Below are 18,477 nucleotides of genomic sequence, written 5' to 3' on the forward strand. Positions count from 1 at the left end.
CAAGACGGGGCGTGCAGCGACAAACGCACAACATCACACTATGACTATAGTAAAAAATCAGCGGTTTACCCATTTCCGTCCGTCTGAATTTCACCGCGTCAAAAGCGATCGCATTTCATCCCATTGTCATCTGGGCAGGCTAAACTTTAAACACAGCCTCCTGGAGGAAACGCCGATGTTCAATGCCCCTTTTGTCCTGATTCTCGCGCTGCTGTATGCGCTGGCTGCCGTTTGGGATGGTTCCGCCGCGTTGCTGTTTCTCTAAGGTTACATAGCGGTTGTCACTTTTGCGATGCGCTGAATTGTGTCCTTATTTTTCAATGTCGCCAGCCGGTTGAAATAGCGGTGAATATCCGCCCTTCCCTCGGTAAAAATCTCATTTCGTTCCGTTTCCCGTCTGCGCTTAAATAAAGCGTAAAAAAAAGCATGAATGGAAAACCCGGTCTCACAAAAAATGCTCTATCATTTCGCACATAACAATTTGGGTTAAGGTCCCATTGCGAAATTAAAGGAAGAACAGAAAAAATGATTTCAAACCAACGCTTTGAGCGCGAATTCTTGCGCCCTCGTTATTGGTTGCTGTGGATAGGGCTGGGAATACTCTATCTATTGGTGTTATTGCCCTACCCGCTCATTTATCGGCTTGGACACGGCCTTGGCAGAATCGCCATGCCCCTGATGAAACGCCGGGTAAAAATAGCGCGCCGTAATTTAGAACTCTGTTTCCCTGAGATGCCCGCCGCCGAACGAGAGGCGCTGATTGTCAAAAATTTTGAGTCCGTCGGCATGGGCCTGTTCGAAGTCGGCATGGCCTGGTTCTGGCCTGACTGGCGCATCGCCCGTTGGTTTAAGGTGAGCGGCATGGAAAACATGCAGTTGGCGCGTCAGGACGGGAAAGGCGTGCTGCTGATCGGCCTGCATTTCCTCACTCTGGAGCTGGGCGCGCGCATCTTCGGCATGCAAAACCCCGGCATCGGCGTACACCGCCCGCACAATAACAAGCTGATGGAATGGGTGCAGACCTGGGGCCGGCTGCGCTCGAATAAATTCATGATCGATCGTAAAGATATCAAAGGCATGATCCGCAACCTGAAGCAGGGTGAAATCCTGTGGTACGCGCCGGACCACGATTACGGCCCGCAAAGCAGCGTGTTCGCGCCGTTCTTCGCCGTGGAAAACGCCGCCACGACGACCGGCACCTATATCCTGGCGCGTATGGGGCGGCCGTCGATCGTGCCATTCGTGCCGCGCCGTCTGCCGAATGCCCGCGGCTACGAGCTGATCGTGCAGCCGCCGCTGACGGACTTCCCGCTGGACGATGAAACGCGCGCGGCGGCCATGATGAACCGCGTGGTGGAAGAACAGGTGCTGCTGGCGCCCGATCAATACATGTGGTTGCACCGCCGCTTTAAAACCCGCCCACCCGGCGAACCTTCGCTGTATTAACCGCCTTCGTGCCTTCGCCCGCCCTGCCGGCGGCGAAGGCGCTCACCTCGCACGAGCATTCTACGTCAGGGGGACTACACTAATAAGTCACCGACGGCAATTATTGCCGCCAGCAATCATTTCTTCCCGCCCGAGGGCCGGTCGTTGCCTGTCGGGCCACAACCGAGGTCAATGTCATGCTGGTACAACCCTATTTGTTCTTCAGCGGTAACTGTGAGCAAGCGATTAACTTCTATGTACAGCAGTTGAATGCCAAAATTGAAATGGTCATGCGCTTTAAAGACATGCCCGAAGAAGCCCGCCAAGGCGGGCCGCAGGACGTCAATCCTGAAGCGATCATGCATGCGCGTCTGCTGATTGGCGACGGCGTGCTGATGGCCTCCGACGGCTGTCCGCAGGATGACAGCGGCGGCGCTTCCCACAAAGGCTTCTCGCTGTCGCTGAACCCCAGCGACGCGGAACAAGGACGCAAACTGTTCGATAATCTGGCGCAGGGCGGCCAGGTGACGATGCCTTATCAAGCCACCTTCTGGGCCAAAGGCTTCGGCATGCTGACCGACAAATTCGGCGTCAACTGGATGATCAACGTCGAATAACCCCGCATGGCGCCGCTAGCTGTAGCGGTGCCAGTCATACGCCGCTTTGGCGAACAGCACGAACAACACCGTCAACAGCGCCAGCCCCAACCGCCAATAAGGCGACCGTCGCCCCCGCCAGGCGAAGAACATCATCACCGCCAGCGCCCCCAGTGTGAGGGGGTAATACACCGCCAGCGTCAGTAAAGCGATAATGATGTAATCCGACATGGCTCTTTTACTCCTTCGCGTTCACACCGCCGCAAATGCGGGGTGCGAGGCGCCTTTCTCCCTATCGCCACGTTAAGGGCTAGAGGTCTGGCGCATTTATGCATAAAATATAAGATTGCTCTTAACTCAAATTGAATAGTAATCAAACAACAAGGGTGACATGACTCAGCAGCAACCCATACAGGATGCCGCGGCGCCGCGCAGCGTTAAAAGCTCCCCATTATTATTTCAGGCCGGCGTGTTTGTCATCATCGTTGCCGCCACGCTGATCCTCTTTAACAGCTGGCAAATCTGGAACGCGCACCAGCGGGATCTGCGCAGCGCCGAGCATGAATCCGCCAACCTCGCCCGTTCGCTGGCGCAGCATGCCGACGATACCTTCATGCAGGTAGACGGCAATCTGCTCGATCTGACCGAACGTCTCCAGAACGACGGGCTGGGGCCCTCGCAATTGACCCGGCTGCAACGGGTGATGCAAACCCAGGTCGGCAACCTGCCGCAGCTGCACGGGATGTTTATCTACGATGCGAGCGGCCGCTGGCTGGCGACCTCCTCGGGCAAATTCATCAAGAACGCCAACAACGCCGATCGCGATTACTTCAAATATCACCAAAACCGCGATGGCGGCGGTTTGTATATCGGCGAGGTGATCCGCAGCCGCACCACCGGCGATCTAATCATCCCCGTTTCGCGGCGCTTCAACAACCCGGACGGCAGCTTTGGCGGCGTGGTGCTGGCGACGCTGTACGTCGATTATTTTCGCCAGTTTTACGACAGTTTCGCCCTCAACACCGACGCCTCGCTAAATCTGCTGCTGGCGGACGGCACCATCCTCTACCGCCGCCCTTACTCGGCGGCCTCGATCGGTAAAAATATCGCCAAGGGCGTGTTGTTCAGCGAAATATTGCCGCATTCGGAATTCGGCAACGCCACCATCACCTCGCTGTACGACAAAGTGGAGCGCATCTACGGCTATTCGCGGGTCAACCGCTTTCCGCTGGTGATCGCCGCCGGGCTGTCGAAACGCGACGCGCTGGCGGACTGGCGCACCGACGCCGGCCTGTTCGCCGCCGGCGGCCTCTCTCTGCTGATGATCCTGCTGGCGATGGGCGCGGTGCTGCTGCGGCAAATCAAGCACAGCATGCAAACCGAAGCCGAGCTGATGCGCACCCGCGATCAGCTGACCAGCATCAACCAGATGCTGGAAGAACTGGCGCTGCTGGACAGCCTGACCGGCCTGGCCAACCGCCGCCAGTTTGACATTGCGCTGAAGAACGAGCTGGCGCGCGCCTCGCGTAACTACCGCAGCGTGGCGCTGCTGATGCTGGATATCGACTACTTCAAGCAGTACAACGACAGCTACGGCCACGTCGCCGGCGACCAGTGCCTGCAGCAGATCGGCCAGACGCTGAAAGGGTTGGCGTGCCGCAGCAACGATATTCTGGCGCGCTACGGCGGTGAAGAGATGGGGATTATCCTGCCGGATACCGACGTGCAGGGCGCGCTGATTTTCGCCGAACGCGTCATCCAGGCGGTGCGCGATCTGAAGATCCCGCATCAGGGTAACCCGCACGGCATCGTCACCATCAGCATCGGCATCTGCGCCAAAGTGCCGCATATGTATAACGATACGCCGATCAGCTTTATCAATGAGGCGGACAGCGCGCTGTATCAGGCCAAGAAAAAAGGCAAAAACTGCATTTACGGCGCTTAATCACTCATCGGGCCACCAAAATTGGGCGGCCCGATTTATTCCCACGACAAAAATGAAATAATTTCCCGCCGAAACATTATTTCCCCAATTTGCCCCGCTCTCGGAATGAAATAACGCCAATAAATAAGCAGCATATTTATTTCCATTACAATTCAATAAGATAAAAAATGCGCTATTCAGCGAACAATTCGTGCCATTTTTGATTATTCGTGCCCACGCCGAACCTCGTTTAGCCTCCGTTTACTTTTCATTGGCATTGCCGGTGATACCCTTAGCAGGACTATTCTATATATCAGGAAGCCATCGCACGCTTCGGCGCACTGCGCCCTGCTGATACATCCATAATAGAACCCATAAATTTCACGTTGCATTTGGGCGACCGACGCAAAGACTTTTGGCGTCGCTCCAGCCAGCCACGGCGCAAGCCAGTGCAGCCAACCACGCGGCAACCTGAAAGGCGGGAATAAAGCGATATAGATTTGCGAGGAGATCTCATGCCTACTGGCGATATTATGCGTGAACAGGCCGTCCTGACGCTGCCGTTGCGACAATGGGCGGCAGCGGAAGCATCCAGCGCGGTCAGCGAACTGGAACAGGGCAAGGTGCTGTTTCTGCCCGAACTGGCCTTCACCCTGTCTGAGCAGGAAATGCCGCTGCTGGATCCGGCGCTGGTCGATCCGAAGCGCAAAAACATCAGCTATCAACCGCTGTCCGGCAAGCTGACCGGCGTCGCCGTCGCGGAGCGCCGGCAGCAGGTTCAGCAACTGCTGGAACGTTATTACCAATCTTGCCGCCAGCTGATCGCCGGGCTGTTGCCCGAGTATCGGGAGGCGCTGCACCATCCGACCGGCAGCCTGCGTTTGCATCCGGTTTCGGCCTGGCGCGCAAGCAGCTCCTGGCGCAAAGACGACAGCCGGCTGCACGTCGATGCTTTCCCGTCGCGCCCGAACTACGGTGAACGTATTCTGCGCATTTTCACCAACATCAATCCGCACGGTGAACATCGCCAATGGCGCGTCGGCGAACCGTTCCCTGAGCTGGCGCAACGCTTTATGCCGCGTCTGGCGCGCTACTCCGCCTTCAGCAGCTGGCTGCAGCACCGGGTACGCATCACCAAAACCCGCCGCAGCCATTATGACCACCTGATGCTGCAGTTGCATGACGCCATGAAGGCCGATGGCGATTATCAACAACAGGGGCCGCAGCTGGCGCTGGCGTTTCCGCCGGGCAGCAGCTGGATTTGCTTCTCGGATCAAACGCCGCACGCCGCGATGGGCGGCCAGTTTATGCTGGAACAGACCTTCTTGCTGCCGGTGAACAAGATGCAGGATCCGCAGCGCTCGCCGCTGAAAGTGCTGGAACAGCTGCGCGGTCAGCCGCTGATCTGAATAGATTGCCGCCGCCGGCAGCTCCGGCGGCGGCAAGCGCGCATCACGCCTCGAAGTCCCCCTGTTGGCGCGCCACCAACGTCAGGATACTGTACAGCGCCACCGGCTGCTGTTCCTGATTCAATACTTGCACATCCCACACCACCACGCCGTGCGGCCGATCTTCGGCGGTTTTCTGCGGCTTGCGGATCTTCTTCTTGCAGGTCAACCGCACCTGAATGGTGTCGCCGATCTTCACCGGTTCGATAAAGCGCAGATTCTCCATGCCGTAGTTGGCGATCACCGGCCCGACGGCGGCATCGACAAACAGCCCGGCCGCGGCGGACACCACAAAGTAACCGTGCGCCACCCGCTCGCCGAACAGCGAATCGGCGGCGCCGATCTTGTCCATGTGCGCGTAGAAATGATCGCCGCTCAGGCAGGCGAAGTTGACGATATCCGCTTCGGTCACGGTACGGCGCGCGGTCAACAGGCTGTCGCCCAGCTGCAGCTGCTCGAAGTATTTCCGGAACGGATGTACCGGGTGCTCGGCGACCGGCGCGCCGCGCACCCATTCGCCGCCGATGGCCGCCAGCATTGCCGGGCTGCCCTGGATCGCCGTGCGCTGCATATAGTGCTTCACCGCACGCAATCCGCCCAGCTCTTCACCGCCGCCGGCGCGCCCCGGGCCGCCATGCACCAGCATCGGCAGCGGCGAACCGTGGCCGGTAGATTCTGTCGCCGCCTGTTCATCCAGAATCAACATGCGGCCGTGGGCGCACGCCGTCGCGCGAATGAAGCGCTTGGCCAATGCCGGATCGGCGGTCACCAGCGAGCCCGCCAGGCTGCCCTGCCCCAGCAACGCCAACGCGATCGCCTGCTCGGTATCCGCATACGGCATCAGCGTCGCCACCGGGCCGAAGGCCTCAGTGCCGTGCACCGCCTGATGGGTGAACGGATCGGCGCAATACAGCAAGGTCGGCGGATAAAACGCCCCGCCGCGCGCGCCGTCGCCCAGGATTTCCAGCTTATCCATCGCCGCGCCGCACAGCGGCTCGCAGCCGTTGCGCAGCAGAAACTCCACCTTGCTTTGCACATCATCACGCTGCTCGTGGCTGACCAACGCCCCCATGCGCACCTGCTCCAGCTGCGGGTCGCCCACCGTCACCCCAGCCAGGCGCTGCAACAAGGCCTGACGCACCGCAACCACCTGCGCCGCCGGCACGATGATGCGGCGGATCGCCGTGCATTTCTGCCCCGCCTTGGCGGTCATTTCACGGCACACCTCTTTGATAAACAGCGCAAACTCCGGCATCTCCGGCGTTACGTCTTCCGCCAGCACGCAGCAGTTGAGCGAATCCGCCTCCATGGTGAAGGCGATCGATTTCTCCAACAGCCGCGAGTGCGCGCGCAGCCGCTGCCCGGTCTGCGCCGAACCGGTGAACGTCACCGCATCCTGATAATCCAGGTGCGCAAACATGTCGCCGACGCCACCGCATACCAACTGCAGCGCCCCTTCCGGCACCAGCCCGCTGTCGACGATCAGCCTGACCATCGCCTGCGTCAGCTGCGCGGTGGCGGTGGCCGGCTTGATGATGGCCGGCATGCCCGCCAGCCAGGTCGGCGCCAGTTTTTCCAGCATGCCCCAGCAAGGGAAGTTGAAGGCGTTGATATGCAGCGCCACGCCCGGGCGCGAGGTCAATACGTGGCGAGCGGCGAACTGCGCCTGTTTCGACAACGGGATCAGCTCATCCTCCGGCCACAGGGTATCATCCGGCAGATCGCGGCCGGCCATGCCGGCATAGGCGAACAGCGTGGCGATGCCGCCTTCGATATCGACCCAGCCGTCGCTGCGCGTCGCCCCGGTTTGATAGGAAATCTGATACAGCGCCTCTTTGTGCGCCAGCAGGTGTTTCGCCACCGCTTTCAGCATCTGGGCGCGCTGCTGGAACGTCATTTGCGCCAGCGCCGGCCCCCCGTGGCGGCGGGCATAGCTCAGGCTCGCCGCTAACGGCAGGCCGTCGGAGCAGACCTGGTACAGCGCCTCGCCGGTCACGGCGTGGCGGATCTCGCGGCTCTCTCCCTGCCCATACACCCAGGCGCCAGAAAGATAACTGTGTAACTGCTGCATGTGCCCTCCAAAATTCATAAATTTTCACCCTACAGCTTAATTACGTATCAAATAAATGCCAGTTTACGCAAAACTCAATTTTAACAAAAAGAGAACAAGAAGCGCGTTCAAGCCGCTTTCCCTGTCGTTAACACAGAGTTGTTGACTTTATTTATCAAGTAAAATCAACAGTATAATCAATTCACTTGTGAGTGCGCTCGCAAAACCACATGAATCTCGTTTGATCTTTTTGTTATCAGTTTGTAGCCTTATGGTTAGTTAAAGTGATTCACATTTTTATATTCAATGTGAAAAATACGAATCACCAAGAGGCAAGCATGACAACTGAAGCACAGTATCAGCAGCATTTCGACGCCAAGATCGCGGCGGATATCGCTATCGAAGCCAAAGACTGGATGCCGGACGCTTACCGTCAGAACCTGATTCGGCAGATTGGCCAACACGCCCATTCGGAAGTCATCGGCATGCTGCCGGAAGCCAACTGGTTGACGCGCGCCCCCACGCTGCGCCGCAAAGCGGTGCTGCTGGCCAAAGTGCAGGATGAGGCCGGCCACGGCCTGTACCTCTACAGCGCCGCCGAAACCCTCGGCTGTTCGCGCCAGGACATCTACCAAAAGATGCTCGACGGCAAAATGAAGTACTCCTCGATCTTCAATTACCCCACGCTCAACTGGGCGGATATCGGCGTGATCGGCTGGCTGGTCGACGGCGCCGCCATCGTCAACCAGGTGGCGCTGTGCCGCGCGTCCTTCGGCCCCTACGCGCGGGCGATGGTGAAAATCTGCAAAGAGGAAAGCTTCCACCAGCGCCAGGGCTACGAGGCGGTGATGGCGATGGCCCACGGCAGCGATGCGCAGCGCGCGATGTTGCAGGACGCCATCGATCGCTTCTGGTGGCCGGTGCTGATGATGTTCGGCCCGAGCGACGCCGACTCCCCTCACAGCGCCCAGAGCATGGCCTGGAAAATCAAACGCCACAGCAACGATGAGCTGCGGCAAAAGTTCGTCGACAACACCGTGCCGCAACTTGAGGCGCTGGGCATGACGGCGCCGGACCCGAGTCTTACCTGGGACGAGGCCGCCGGCCACTATCGCTTCGGCGAGATCGACTGGAGCGAACTGCATGAAGTGATCAAAGGACGCGGCCAATGCAACCACGAACGCCTGCAGGCCAAACGCCGCGCCTGGGAAGACGGCGCCTGGGTACGCGACGGCGCCATGGCCCACGCCGCGAAAAACGCCGCTTCCGCCGCATAGCCAACATAAGGAACCGAGATCATGAGCCACGTTGAATGGCCGCTGTATGAAGTGTTTATCCGCAGCAAACAAGGGTTGGCGCATCGCCACGTCGGCAGCCTGCACGCCGCAGACGACCAAATGGCGCTGGAAAACGCCCGCGACGCCTACACGCGCCGCAACGAAGGCTGCTCGATCTGGGTGGTGCAATCGCGCCATCTGATCGCCTCGCAGCCGGAAGATCGCGGCGCGTTCTTCGATCCGTCCGAAGACAAGATCTACCGTCATCCGACGTTTTACACCATTCCCGACGGCATCAAGAACATGTAGAGGCGACCATGACGGTTAACGATCCGCGCATCAGCTATTTGCTCCGCCAGGGCGACACGCCTTTGATCCTCGCCCAGCGCCTGTGCGCCTGGTGCGGCCACGCGCCCGAGCTGGAAATCGATCTGGCGTTGGCCAACATCGGTCTCGATCTGCTCGGCCAGGCGCGCCACTTCCTGGGCTACGCCGCCGAACTGGCCGGCCCGCCCTGCAGCGAAGACAGCCTGGCCTTCGGCCGTGACGAGCGCCAGTTCCATAACCTGCTGCTGGCGGAACAGCCGAACGGCGGTTTCAACGACACGTTGGTGCGCCAGTTCCTGCTCGACGCCTACCACGTGCAGCTGCACCAGGCGCTAAGCCGCAGCCGCGATGCGCAGATCGCCGCCATCGCCGCCAAATCGTTGAAGGAAGCCGATTACCACCTGCGTTTCAGCCGCGGCTGGATGATCCGCCTCGGTGACGGTAACGATATCAGCCACCGCAAGATCCAACTGTCGCTGGATAACCTGTGGCGTTTCACCGCCGAACTGTTCCATGCCGACGCGCTGGAGCTGACGTTGGCAGAACAAGGCATCGCCGTCGATCCGCGCGAGCTGCAGGCCCCCTGGCAGGCGCAGGTGGCGGAGACGCTGCGCCAGGCGACCTTGACGCTGCCTGCCGAGCAGGCGTTCCGTCACGGCGGCAAGCAAGGTCAGCACAGCGAACACCTCGGCCCGCTGCTGGCGGAGATGCAGTTCCTGCAGCGCGCCTATCCAAACAGTCAGTGGTAGGAGGCCGCGATGAACGTCACTCGTTTGCAACCCGCCGAAATCCCGCAGATTTGGCACTGCCTGCAGCAGATCAGCGATCCCGAACTGCCGGTGCTGTCGATCACCGATTTGGGCATGGTGCGCGACGTGGTGCGCGACGGCAGCGGCTGGCGCGTGACCTTCACCCCAACCTATTCCGGCTGCCCGGCCACCGAATTTTTGCTCAACGCCATCGAGCAGCGGCTGACGGCCGCCGGCTTCAGCCCGGTGCGGGTGGACATTCGCCTCAGCCCGGCCTGGACCACCGACTGGATGAACGCCGACGCCCGCGAGCGGCTGCGGCAATACGGCGTAGCGCCCCCGCAGGGCCACACCTGCGATCGGCCGCACGCCCACGGCCCGGTCGCCTGCCCGCGCTGCGGCAGCACCCACAGCGAGAAGATCAGCGAGTTCGGCTCTACCGCCTGTAAAGCGCTGTACCGCTGCTGCGACTGCCGGGAACCGTTCGACTACTTCAAATGCATATAGGAGCGCTGACACCATGACGGTCTTTCATCGCCTGAACGTCGCCGCCATCGAGCGCGAAACGCCGGACGCCGTGGCCATCACCCTGCGGGTGCCCGAAGAGCTGCAAAACCAATACCGCTACACCCCCGGCCAGCACCTGACGCTCAAGGCGCGGGTCAACGGCGAAGAGCTGCGGCGTTGCTATTCCATCTGCAGTTCGCCGCAGGAAGGCCTGCTGCAGATCGGCGTAAAAGCGATTGATCAGGGTCGTTTCTCCGGCTTCGTCAACCGCATGCTGAAAGTCGGCGATGCGCTGGAAGTAATGGTGCCACAGGGGCGCTTCGGCTATCAGCCGCAGGCGGAGCGCCGCGGCAACTACCTGGCGATCGCCGCCGGCTCCGGCATCACGCCGATGCTGTCGATCATCAAAGCGACGCTGCAGCTCGAACCGGGCAGCAGTTTTACCCTGATCTACGGCAACCGCAACAGCCGTTCGATGATGTTCAAAGAAGCGCTGTCGGATCTGAAAAACCGCTACCCGCAGCGTTTTCAGCCGCTGTACCTGTTCAGCCAGGAGAGTCTCGACAGCCCGCTGCTCAGCGGCCGCATCGATCGTGAACGCCTGACGGCGATCGGCGGCGCGCTGCTGGATTTCCGCGACTATGACCACGCCTTCATCTGCGGGCCGGAATCGATGATGGACGACGCGCAGACCGTGCTGGAACAGGCCGGCGTCCCGGCCAACCACATCCACAGCGAACGTTTCAACACCAGCGGCCTGGTCGCCCGCCCGCGCCACAGCGGCGATCGCAACGCCGCCAGGGTGACAATCCTGCTCGACGGCCGCCGGTTGGATATCGAGCTCGGCGAACAGGACGAAAGCATTCTCGACGCTGCGCTGCGCCAGGGCGCCGACCTGCCCTACGCCTGCAAAGGCGGCGTATGCGCCACCTGCAAATGCCGTCTGAAGGCCGGCCAGGTGGAGATGGGCGTCAACTACAGCCTGGAGCCGGATCAGTTGGCGGCGGGCTATGTATTGAGCTGCCAGTCGTGGCCGAAAGGCGACGGCGTGGTATTGGACTTCGACGTCTAGGAGCCACGATGGATACCCCCTTTATTTTGCGCCAGCAGCAGCACCGCGTGGTCACGCTGACGCTGCACCGCCCGGAGGCGCGCAATGCCCTGAGCACCCCTTGCCTGGAACAGCTGGTGTTTCTGCTGGAGCAGGCCGATGCCGACAGCGGCGTGGGCGCCGTGGTGATCGCCGGCGCGGCGCGTTTCTTCGCCGCCGGGGCCGATCTGCACGAGCTGCAACGGCAGGATCTGCCGGCCGCGCTGGCGGATCGCCGTCCGCAGCTGTGGCAGCGGCTGTCGCAGTTCAGCAAGCCGCTGCTGGCGGCGGTGAACGGCTATGCCCTGGGCGCCGGCTGCGAGTTGGCGCTGGCCTGCGACATCGTTATCGGCGGCGAAAGCGCCCGCTTCGGCCTGCCGGAGATCACCCTCGGCCTGATGCCGGGGGCCGGAGGCACCCAGCGCCTGATCCGCTGCGTCGGCAAGTCGCGCGCCAGCCAGATGGTGCTGACCGGCGAAGCCATCGACGCCCGCACCGCGCTGCAGGCTGGCCTTATCAGCGAAGTGTGCGTCGATGCCCTGACGCTGGAGCGCACGCAGCAGATTGCCGATCGCATCAGCCGTCAGGCGCCGCTGGCGCTGCGCGCCGCCAAGCAGGCGCTGAAACAGGCCGAGGAAACCGGCCTTAGCCAGGGGCTGGCGATGGAGCGTCAGCAGTTCGTCACCCTGGCCGCCACCGACGATCGCCGCGAAGGCATCGCCGCCTTTTTCGAAAAACGTACGCCAAACTATCAGGGGCGCTGATTTATGGATAACGCATTGATTCTCAGTCATCTCGACGCCGGCGTGTTGACGCTGACCCTCAACCGGCCGGATCGGCTCAACAGCTTTAACGACGAGATGCATCGCCAACTGAGCGAAGCGCTGACGCAAGCCGAACGCGACGACAACGTGCGCTGCCTGCTGATCGCCGGCGCCGGCCGCGGTTTCTGCGCCGGGCAGGATCTCAACGATCGCAACGTCAGCGCCGATCAACAGGCGCCGGACCTCGGCCTGTCGGTCGAACGTTTCTACAACCCCCTGATCCGTCGCCTGACCGCCCTGCCCAAACCGGTGGTGTGCGCGGTCAACGGCGTGGCGGCCGGCGCCGGCGCCGCGCTGGCTCTGGCGTGCGATATCGTCATCGCCGCCGACAACGCCGGTTTTATTCAGTCGTTCTGCCGCCTGGGGCTGGTGCCGGATTCCGGCGGCAGCTGGTTCCTGCCGCGGCTGGCCGGCCACGCCCGCGCGATGGGCATGGCCATGCTGGGCGACAAAATCAGCGCCCAACAGGCGCTGGAGTGGGGCATGATCTGGCAGGTGGTGCCGGCGGATGAATTGGCCGACCGCACGCAAACGCTGGCGCGCCATCTGGCCACCCAGCCGACTTACGGTCTGGGGCTAATCAAGAAAGCCATCTACAGTTCGGCCACCAACAGCCTCGATCAACAACTCGATCTGGAACGCGATCTGCAGCGATTGGGCGGCCGCAGCGACGACTACCGCGAAGGCGTCAGCGCGTTCTTCGCCAAACGCACGCCAAACTTCAGCGGGAAATAGCCATGAACGCGCCCCTTCTTAACGGCCAGGTGGCGGTGATCGGTGCCGGCACCATGGGCATCGGCATTGCGCAGGTGGCCGCCGCCGCCGGTCACCCGGTGCGGCTGTTCGATATCGCCCCCGCCGCCGCCCAGCGCGCGATCGACGAACTCGCTCGCCGCCTGCGGCAGCGGGTCGACGGCGGCAAGGCCGACGCAAACACCACCGAGGCGCTGCTGGCGCGTCTCGAACGCGCCGATTCGCTCGAGCAACTGGCCGACAGCGCGCTGGTGATTGAAGCGGTGGCGGAAAATCTGGCGATCAAGCAGAGCCTGTTCCGCGATCTGGAAGCGATCTGCTCGCCCACGGCGCTGTTCGCCAGCAATACTTCCTCGCTGTCGATCACCGCCATCGCCGGCGCCTTGCAACACCCGCAGCGCATGGCCGGGCTGCACTTCTTCAACCCGGCGCCGCTGATGAAGCTGGTGGAGATCGTCAGCGGTCTGGAGACCGGGGCCGAGACCCTCGCCGCGCTGCAAGCCCTGGCGCAGCGCTGGGGTAAGCAGAGCGTCGTGTGTCGTTCGACGCCGGGATTCATCGTCAACCGCGTGGCGCGGCCGTTCTACGCCGAAACCCTGCGCGCGCTGGAGGAACGGGTGGCCGACGCCGCCACCCTGGATGCGGTAATGCGCGACGCCGGCGGTTTCGCCATGGGCCCGCTGCAGTTGACCGATCTGATCGGCCAGGACGTCAATTACGCCGTGACCGACTCGGTGTATCAGGCCTTCTACCAGGATCCGCGCTTCACCCCCTCGCTGGTGCAGCAGGAGCTGGTGGCCGCCGGGCGCCTCGGCCGCAAATCCGGCCGCGGCTTCTACCGCTATGACGCGCAACGCCCCACCGCAGAGATGATCGCCTTTGCGCCACCGGCACAGGCCGCGCTGCCGCAGCGCGTTACGCTGCACGGCGACTGGTCTTCGCTGGCCGATTTGGCGCAGCTGTTAAGCGAAAATGCGGGGGCGATCAAACAACCTGGCCAGACCAGCCCGCACGTCACGATCGACGACGTTACACTGATGTTAACCAATGGTAAAACCGCCGGCCAACTGGCCGACGAACGTGGAACGCCCGTGGTGCTGTTCGATCTCTGTGCCGACTATGCGCATGCCTCCGCCATCGCCATCAGCTGTGCGGCGCAAAACGGCGCGCAACACAATGCCAAAGCGATCCGTCTGCTGCAGTCCCTCGGCAAACGCGTCATCCCGTTGCCGGATTACCCCGGCCTGCTGACGATGCGCACCCTGGCCATGCTGGCCAACGAAGCGCTCGACGTGGTGAACAAAGGCGTCGCCGGCGCCGAGGATACCGATCTGGCGATGCTGCGCGGGGTCAATTATCCGCGCGGCCCGCTCGCCTGGGGCGCCGCGCTCGGCTGGCGCCACATCCTGACGACGCTGGAAAACCTGCAACGCTATTACGGCGAGGCACGCTATCGCCCGATGCCGCTGCTGCGCCGCTACGCTTCCCCCGCCGCTTTCCCAGGAGCCGAACAATGAACGCCAATACGCCGCGCGCGCTGGCTCAGCGCTGCGCCGAACAGATGTTCCAGCAAGATACCTGCGCTCAGGCGATGGGGATGCACATCGATGCCGTCGACGTCGGGTACGCGCAGGTCAGCATGACCGTCGGCCCGCAGATGCTCAATGGCCACCAGACTTGCCATGGCGGCCAGCTGTTCAGCCTGGCGGATACCGCCTTCGCCTACGCCTGCAACAGCCAGGGGCTGGCGGCGGTGGCTTCCGGCTGCAGCATCGACTTCGTCCGCCCGGCGCTGGCCGGCGATCGCCTCACCGCCAGCGCGCAGATGCGCCATCAGGGCAAAGCCACCGGGCTGTATGACGTCGAAATCGTCAATCAACAGGGCAAAACCGTCGCCTGGTTTCGCGGCCGCGCGCACCGCCTCGGCCACAGCATTTTAGGAGATCGGGCATGAATCAGGCATTTATCTGCGACGGCGTGCGCACCCCGATCGGCCGCTATGGCGGCGCGCTGGCCCAGGTGAGGGCCGACGATCTCGCCGCCCTGCCGCTGCGCGTGCTGCTGGAGCGCCATCCCCAGGTGGACTGGGCACAGCTGGACGACGTGATCCTCGGCTGCGCCAACCAGGCCGGGGAAGACAACCGCAACCTGGCGCGCATGGCGCTGCTGCTGGCCGGGCTGCCGGTCGGCGTTTCCGGCACCACGGTGAACCGCCTGTGCGGTTCGGGCCTGGACGCGCTGGCGATGGCGGCGCGCAGCATCAAAGCCGGCGACGCCGGGCTGATGCTGGCCGGCGGCGCGGAATCGATGACCCGAGCGCCGCTGGTGATGGGCAAGGCCGACAGCGCCTTCAGCCGCCAGACGCAGCTGTACGACACCACCCTCGGCTGGCGCTTCGTCAACCCGCGCATGCAGGCCGAGTTCGGCACCGATTCGATGCCGGAGACCGCCGAAAACGTCGCGGCGCAGTTCAACATCAGCCGCGCCGATCAGGACGCCTTTGCGCTGCGCAGCCAGCAGCGCGCCGCCCGGGCGCAGGCGCTGGGATACCTGGCGCAGGAGATAGCGCCGGTCAACATCACCGGTAAAAAAGGCGCAGTCACCCTGTTCAGCCAGGATGAACACCCGCGCGCCGACACCACCTTCGATCAGCTGCAGGCGCTGAAAACCCCGTTCCGTCAACCCGGCAGCGTCACCGCCGGCAACGCCTCGGGGCTGAACGACGGCGCGGCCGCGCTGATCGTCGCCTCCGAAGCGATGGCGGCGCGCCAGGGCCTGACGCCGCGCGCGCGCATCCTTGCCACCGCCACCTGCGGCGTGGAACCGCGGCTGATGGGCATCGGCCCGCTGCCGGCCACCCGCAAGGTGCTGGAGATCGCCGGGCTGAGCCTGGCGCAGATGGACGTCATCGAACTGAACGAAGCGTTCGCCGCCCAGGCGTTGGCGGTGATGCGCCAGCTTGGCCTGCCGGACGATGCCCCGCAGGTCAACCCCAACGGCGGCGCGATCGCTCTGGGGCACCCGCTGGGCATGAGCGGCGCGCGCCTGGCGCTGGCCGCCCTGTTTGAACTGGAACGGCGAGCCGGCCGCTACGCTCTGTGCACCATGTGCATCGGCGTGGGCCAAGGCATCGCCATGATCATTGAGCGTGTCTGACCCCTGAGGCTAACCATGACAATAAATCCACAGCCCCTCGAAACGATCGAATTCGCCTCGCGCGATGAGATTGAAGCGTTGCAGTTGGCGCGTTTGAAGTGGACGCTGCACCACGCCTACGACAATGTACCGATGTACAAGCGCAAGTTCGATCAGGCGGGCGTACACCCCGACGATCTTAAGCAGCTGAGCGATCTGGCGCGCTTCCCCTACACCACCAAGCAGGATCTGCGCGACAACTACCCGTTCGACACCTTCGCGGTGCCGATGGAACAGGTGGTGCGCATCCACGCTTCCTCGGGCACCACCGGCCGCCCGACGGTGGTGGGCTACACCCAGCGCGACATCGATAACTGGGCCGATATCGTCGCCCGCTGCCTGCGCGCCGGCGGCGCCACCGCCAAAGACAAGGTGCACGTCGCCTACGGTTACGGCCTGTTTACCGGCGGCCTGGGGGCACACTACGGCGCGGAGCGGCTCGGCGCCACGGTGATCCCGATGTCCGGCGGGCAGACGGAACGCCAGGCGCAGCTGATCCTCGATTTCAAACCCGACATCATCATGGTGACGCCGTCCTACTGCCTGACGCTGATCGATGAACTGGAGCGCAAAATGGGCGGCGACGCGCGCGGCTGCTCGCTGCGGCTCGGCGTGTTCGGTGCCGAACCCTGGACCGAAGCCCTGCGCCACGAAATCGAAACCCGCATGGGCATCAAGGCGCTGGATATTTACGGCCTGTCGGAGGTGATGGGGCCGGGCGTGGCGATGGAATGTCTGGAAAGCGGCGGCGGCCCCACCATTTGGGAAGACCACTTCCTGCCGGAGATCATCTGCCCGGAGACCGGCATCGCCCTGCCGGACGGCGAGCACGGCGAACTGGTGTTCACCACCCTGACCAAAGAGGCGCTGCCGGTGATCCGCTACCGCACCCGCGATCTCACCCGGCTGCTGCCGGGCGACGCACGCCAGATGCGCCGCATGGGCAAGATCACCGGCCGCTCCGACGACATGCTGATCATCCGCGGCGTCAACGTCTTCCCGTCGCAGGTGGAAGAACAGATCATGCAGTTCGAGCAGCTGTCGCCGCACTATCAACTGCAGGTCAGCCGCAGCGGGCATCTGGACACGCTGGCGGTGCGCGTCGAGCTGAAAGAATCGGCGCTCAGCCTCAGCCATCAGCAGCGTTGCGATATCTGCCACCAGCTGCGCCACCACATCAAATCGATCGTGGGCGTCAGCACCGACGTCAGCATCGCCAACTGCGGCGATATTCCGCGCTCGGAAGGCAAGGCGCAGCGCGTGGTCGATCTGCGGCCGCGCTGAGGCGCACGGCGTCACGGATGACGCCGCCCCAAATTATGGTAATGTTGTGGCTCATCGAAGGCTAACCCATGGAAAAATATGGAACATAAACTGGATGAGTTCATTCGCCATGCCGTCGACGCCCAGCCGATCAGCGGCACGTCGCTGATCATTTCGCTGTACGGCGACGCGCTCAGCCACCGCGGCGGCGAAGTGTGGCTCGGCAGCCTGAGCGCGCTGCTGGAGGCCTTCGGTTTCGGCGATCGCTTCGTGCGCACCTCGGTGTTCCGCCTGCAGAAAGAGGGGTGGCTGGCGGTGGAGAAAATCGGCCGCCGCAGCTTCTACCGCGTGACCGAGCAGGGAATGCGCCAGTTCCGCCACGCCGAATCGAAGATCTATCTGCGCGAGCAGCCCGCCTGGGACGGCAAATGGGAGCTGTTGCTGCTGGAATGCGCCGAAAAAAACGCGCGCGCGCGGCTGAAAAAAGAGCTGGGCTGGCTCGGGTTCGGGCAGATCGCCAACAACCTGATGGCCGCCCCCACTCATGCGCAAACCGACGTGACGGCGCTGCTCGGCGAATTGAACGCCAGCGAGCAGGTGATCTACTTCCGCGCCGATTACCCCTACAACCGCTCCGAGCAAACGCTGCAGAAACTGGTGGCCGACTGCTGGTCATTGAGCGAGGTAGCGGCCGGTTATCATGAGTTTATCGTCTCTTTCCGGCCGCTGATGGCGCTGCTGCGCGAAGTCGACCCGGCGGCGCTGACGCCGCTGCGCTGTTTCCAGATTAAGCTATTATTGATTCACTTCTTCCGTCGCGTGGTGTTGAAAGATCCGCTGCTGCCGGACGCGCTGCTGCCCGCCCAGTGGGAGGGCCAGATCGCCCGCAATCTGTGCATCAATCTCTATCAGCAGGTCGATCGCGCCGCGACGGACTACGTCAGCGCGCTGGCGGAGACCACCATCGGCGCCCTGCCCGCGCCGGCCGCCGGCTACTATCGGCGCTTCGGCGGCCTACCGCGCGACCCTACATATTAAGGAACTCACGC

18 protein-coding genes are annotated in these 18,477 nt (G+C 62.6%); 16 read left to right on the forward strand and 2 right to left on the reverse strand.

Features of this window, described 5'->3' with window-relative positions; all coding sequences use genetic code 11:
* Positions 1-525: 525 nt before the first annotated feature.
* Together ACJ8IP_RS06895 and yjdN are read left to right on the forward strand one after the other, a co-directional pair.
* Positions 526-1,446 carry a Kdo(2)-lipid IV(A) acyltransferase gene (locus ACJ8IP_RS06895; protein ID WP_033650814.1) on the forward strand — a complete coding sequence of 307 codons (921 nt, stop codon included), beginning with the start codon at positions 526-528 and terminating at the stop codon, positions 1,444-1,446.
* Between the two features lie 176 nt (positions 1,447-1,622).
* Positions 1,623-2,042 (forward strand): VOC family metalloprotein YjdN, encoded by a 420-nt coding sequence (gene yjdN / locus ACJ8IP_RS06900; protein ID WP_046687369.1) that lies wholly within the window; start codon positions 1,623-1,625, stop codon positions 2,040-2,042.
* 15 nt (positions 2,043-2,057) lie between these two features.
* Here the strand turns inward: yjdN and ACJ8IP_RS06905 are convergent, their stop codons facing one another.
* Positions 2,058-2,252, reverse strand: a complete 195-nt coding sequence (locus ACJ8IP_RS06905; RefSeq protein ID WP_164106713.1) for a hypothetical protein — start codon at positions 2,250-2,252, stop codon at positions 2,058-2,060.
* 160 nt (positions 2,253-2,412) lie between these two features.
* Between ACJ8IP_RS06905 and ACJ8IP_RS06910 the strand changes: the two genes are divergently transcribed.
* Positions 2,413-3,966, forward strand: a complete 1,554-nt coding sequence (locus tag ACJ8IP_RS06910; RefSeq protein WP_060660554.1) for a sensor domain-containing diguanylate cyclase — start codon at positions 2,413-2,415, stop codon at positions 3,964-3,966.
* 494 nt (positions 3,967-4,460) lie between these two features.
* A complete protein-coding gene (locus ACJ8IP_RS06915; RefSeq protein ID WP_164106711.1) occupies positions 4,461-5,354 on the forward strand; it encodes a Kdo hydroxylase family protein in 894 nt (297 codons plus the stop codon).
* Positions 5,355-5,397: 43 nt separating this feature from the next.
* On the opposite strand, the gene paaZ is transcribed toward ACJ8IP_RS06915, so the two are convergent.
* Complete coding sequence (gene paaZ, locus ACJ8IP_RS06920; RefSeq protein WP_442524336.1) at positions 5,398-7,464, reverse strand: phenylacetic acid degradation bifunctional protein PaaZ; 2,067 nt, start codon at positions 7,462-7,464, stop codon at positions 5,398-5,400.
* 317 nt (positions 7,465-7,781) lie between these two features.
* Here paaZ and paaA point away from each other — a divergent pair, with 317 nt between their 5' ends.
* From paaA to paaX, 12 genes are all read left to right on the forward strand, one after another.
* Entirely contained in the window at positions 7,782-8,720 is a 939-nt protein-coding gene (gene paaA, locus ACJ8IP_RS06925; RefSeq protein ID WP_042784922.1) for a 1,2-phenylacetyl-CoA epoxidase subunit PaaA, read from the forward strand.
* A 21-nt stretch (positions 8,721-8,741) separates the two neighbouring features.
* Positions 8,742-9,029, forward strand: coding sequence for a 1,2-phenylacetyl-CoA epoxidase subunit PaaB (paaB, locus tag ACJ8IP_RS06930; RefSeq protein ID WP_004935173.1), 288 nt, complete (start codon positions 8,742-8,744; stop codon positions 9,027-9,029).
* 8 nt (positions 9,030-9,037) lie between these two features.
* Positions 9,038-9,796, forward strand: coding sequence for a 1,2-phenylacetyl-CoA epoxidase subunit PaaC (gene paaC / locus ACJ8IP_RS06935; protein WP_164106707.1), 759 nt, complete (start codon positions 9,038-9,040; stop codon positions 9,794-9,796).
* A gap of 9 nt (positions 9,797-9,805) precedes the next feature.
* The gene (paaD, locus tag ACJ8IP_RS06940; RefSeq protein WP_033643609.1) at positions 9,806-10,303 is read left to right on the forward strand and encodes a 1,2-phenylacetyl-CoA epoxidase subunit PaaD; all 498 of its coding nucleotides are present in this window, start codon (positions 9,806-9,808) and stop codon (positions 10,301-10,303) included.
* A 13-nt stretch (positions 10,304-10,316) separates the two neighbouring features.
* The gene (gene paaE / locus ACJ8IP_RS06945) at positions 10,317-11,375 is read left to right on the forward strand and encodes a 1,2-phenylacetyl-CoA epoxidase subunit PaaE (protein WP_164106705.1); all 1,059 of its coding nucleotides are present in this window, start codon (positions 10,317-10,319) and stop codon (positions 11,373-11,375) included.
* Between the two features lie 8 nt (positions 11,376-11,383).
* Positions 11,384-12,157, forward strand: coding sequence for a 2,3-dehydroadipyl-CoA hydratase PaaF (gene paaF, locus ACJ8IP_RS06950; protein WP_099786170.1), 774 nt, complete (start codon positions 11,384-11,386; stop codon positions 12,155-12,157).
* A gap of 3 nt (positions 12,158-12,160) precedes the next feature.
* Positions 12,161-12,952 carry a 2-(1,2-epoxy-1,2-dihydrophenyl)acetyl-CoA isomerase PaaG gene (gene paaG, locus ACJ8IP_RS06955; protein WP_033643612.1) on the forward strand — a complete coding sequence of 264 codons (792 nt, stop codon included), beginning with the start codon at positions 12,161-12,163 and terminating at the stop codon, positions 12,950-12,952.
* Positions 12,953-12,954: 2 nt separating this feature from the next.
* Entirely contained in the window at positions 12,955-14,487 is a 1,533-nt protein-coding gene (locus tag ACJ8IP_RS06960; protein WP_164106703.1) for a 3-hydroxyacyl-CoA dehydrogenase, read from the forward strand.
* The gene (paaI, locus tag ACJ8IP_RS06965) at positions 14,484-14,924 is read left to right on the forward strand and encodes a hydroxyphenylacetyl-CoA thioesterase PaaI (RefSeq protein WP_033650803.1); all 441 of its coding nucleotides are present in this window, start codon (positions 14,484-14,486) and stop codon (positions 14,922-14,924) included. The genes ACJ8IP_RS06960 and paaI overlap by 4 nt, the downstream gene beginning before the upstream one ends.
* Positions 14,921-16,126, forward strand: a complete 1,206-nt coding sequence (pcaF, locus tag ACJ8IP_RS06970) for a 3-oxoadipyl-CoA thiolase (RefSeq protein WP_442524337.1) — start codon at positions 14,921-14,923, stop codon at positions 16,124-16,126. The genes paaI and pcaF overlap by 4 nt, the downstream gene beginning before the upstream one ends.
* A gap of 15 nt (positions 16,127-16,141) precedes the next feature.
* Positions 16,142-17,449, forward strand: coding sequence for a phenylacetate--CoA ligase PaaK (gene paaK / locus ACJ8IP_RS06975; RefSeq protein ID WP_016927188.1), 1,308 nt, complete (start codon positions 16,142-16,144; stop codon positions 17,447-17,449).
* 78 nt (positions 17,450-17,527) lie between these two features.
* Positions 17,528-18,466, forward strand: coding sequence for a phenylacetic acid degradation operon negative regulatory protein PaaX (paaX, locus tag ACJ8IP_RS06980; RefSeq protein ID WP_042784929.1), 939 nt, complete (start codon positions 17,528-17,530; stop codon positions 18,464-18,466).
* The last annotated feature ends 11 nt before the right edge of the window (positions 18,467-18,477 follow it).

The organism is Serratia sp. CY52157, from assembly GCF_052168495.1.
Classification (GTDB): Bacteria; Pseudomonadota; Gammaproteobacteria; order Enterobacterales; family Enterobacteriaceae; genus Serratia; species Serratia ureilytica.

Bases quoted from the DNA above. Each gene is read 5' to 3' on its own strand.
- ACJ8IP_RS06895 (WP_033650814.1), top strand. From the start codon at position 526: ATGATTTCAAACCAACGCTTTGAGCGCGAATTCTTGCGCCCTCGTTAT.
- yjdN (WP_046687369.1), top strand. From the start codon at position 1,623: ATGCTGGTACAACCCTATTTGTTCTTCAGCGGTAACTGTGAGCAAGCG.
- ACJ8IP_RS06905 (WP_164106713.1), bottom strand. From the start codon at position 2,252: ATGTCGGATTACATCATTATCGCTTTACTGACGCTGGCGGTGTATTAC.
- ACJ8IP_RS06910 (WP_060660554.1), top strand. From the start codon at position 2,413: ATGACTCAGCAGCAACCCATACAGGATGCCGCGGCGCCGCGCAGCGTT.
- ACJ8IP_RS06915 (WP_164106711.1), top strand. From the start codon at position 4,461: ATGCCTACTGGCGATATTATGCGTGAACAGGCCGTCCTGACGCTGCCG.
- paaZ (WP_442524336.1), bottom strand. From the start codon at position 7,464: ATGCAGCAGTTACACAGTTATCTTTCTGGCGCCTGGGTGTATGGGCAG.
- paaA (WP_042784922.1), top strand. From the start codon at position 7,782: ATGACAACTGAAGCACAGTATCAGCAGCATTTCGACGCCAAGATCGCG.
- paaB (WP_004935173.1), top strand. From the start codon at position 8,742: ATGAGCCACGTTGAATGGCCGCTGTATGAAGTGTTTATCCGCAGCAAA.
- paaC (WP_164106707.1), top strand. From the start codon at position 9,038: ATGACGGTTAACGATCCGCGCATCAGCTATTTGCTCCGCCAGGGCGAC.
- paaD (WP_033643609.1), top strand. From the start codon at position 9,806: ATGAACGTCACTCGTTTGCAACCCGCCGAAATCCCGCAGATTTGGCAC.
- paaE (WP_164106705.1), top strand. From the start codon at position 10,317: ATGACGGTCTTTCATCGCCTGAACGTCGCCGCCATCGAGCGCGAAACG.
- paaF (WP_099786170.1), top strand. From the start codon at position 11,384: ATGGATACCCCCTTTATTTTGCGCCAGCAGCAGCACCGCGTGGTCACG.
- paaG (WP_033643612.1), top strand. From the start codon at position 12,161: ATGGATAACGCATTGATTCTCAGTCATCTCGACGCCGGCGTGTTGACG.
- ACJ8IP_RS06960 (WP_164106703.1), top strand. From the start codon at position 12,955: ATGAACGCGCCCCTTCTTAACGGCCAGGTGGCGGTGATCGGTGCCGGC.
- paaI (WP_033650803.1), top strand. From the start codon at position 14,484: ATGAACGCCAATACGCCGCGCGCGCTGGCTCAGCGCTGCGCCGAACAG.
- pcaF (WP_442524337.1), top strand. From the start codon at position 14,921: ATGAATCAGGCATTTATCTGCGACGGCGTGCGCACCCCGATCGGCCGC.
- paaK (WP_016927188.1), top strand. From the start codon at position 16,142: ATGACAATAAATCCACAGCCCCTCGAAACGATCGAATTCGCCTCGCGC.
- paaX (WP_042784929.1), top strand. From the start codon at position 17,528: ATGGAACATAAACTGGATGAGTTCATTCGCCATGCCGTCGACGCCCAG.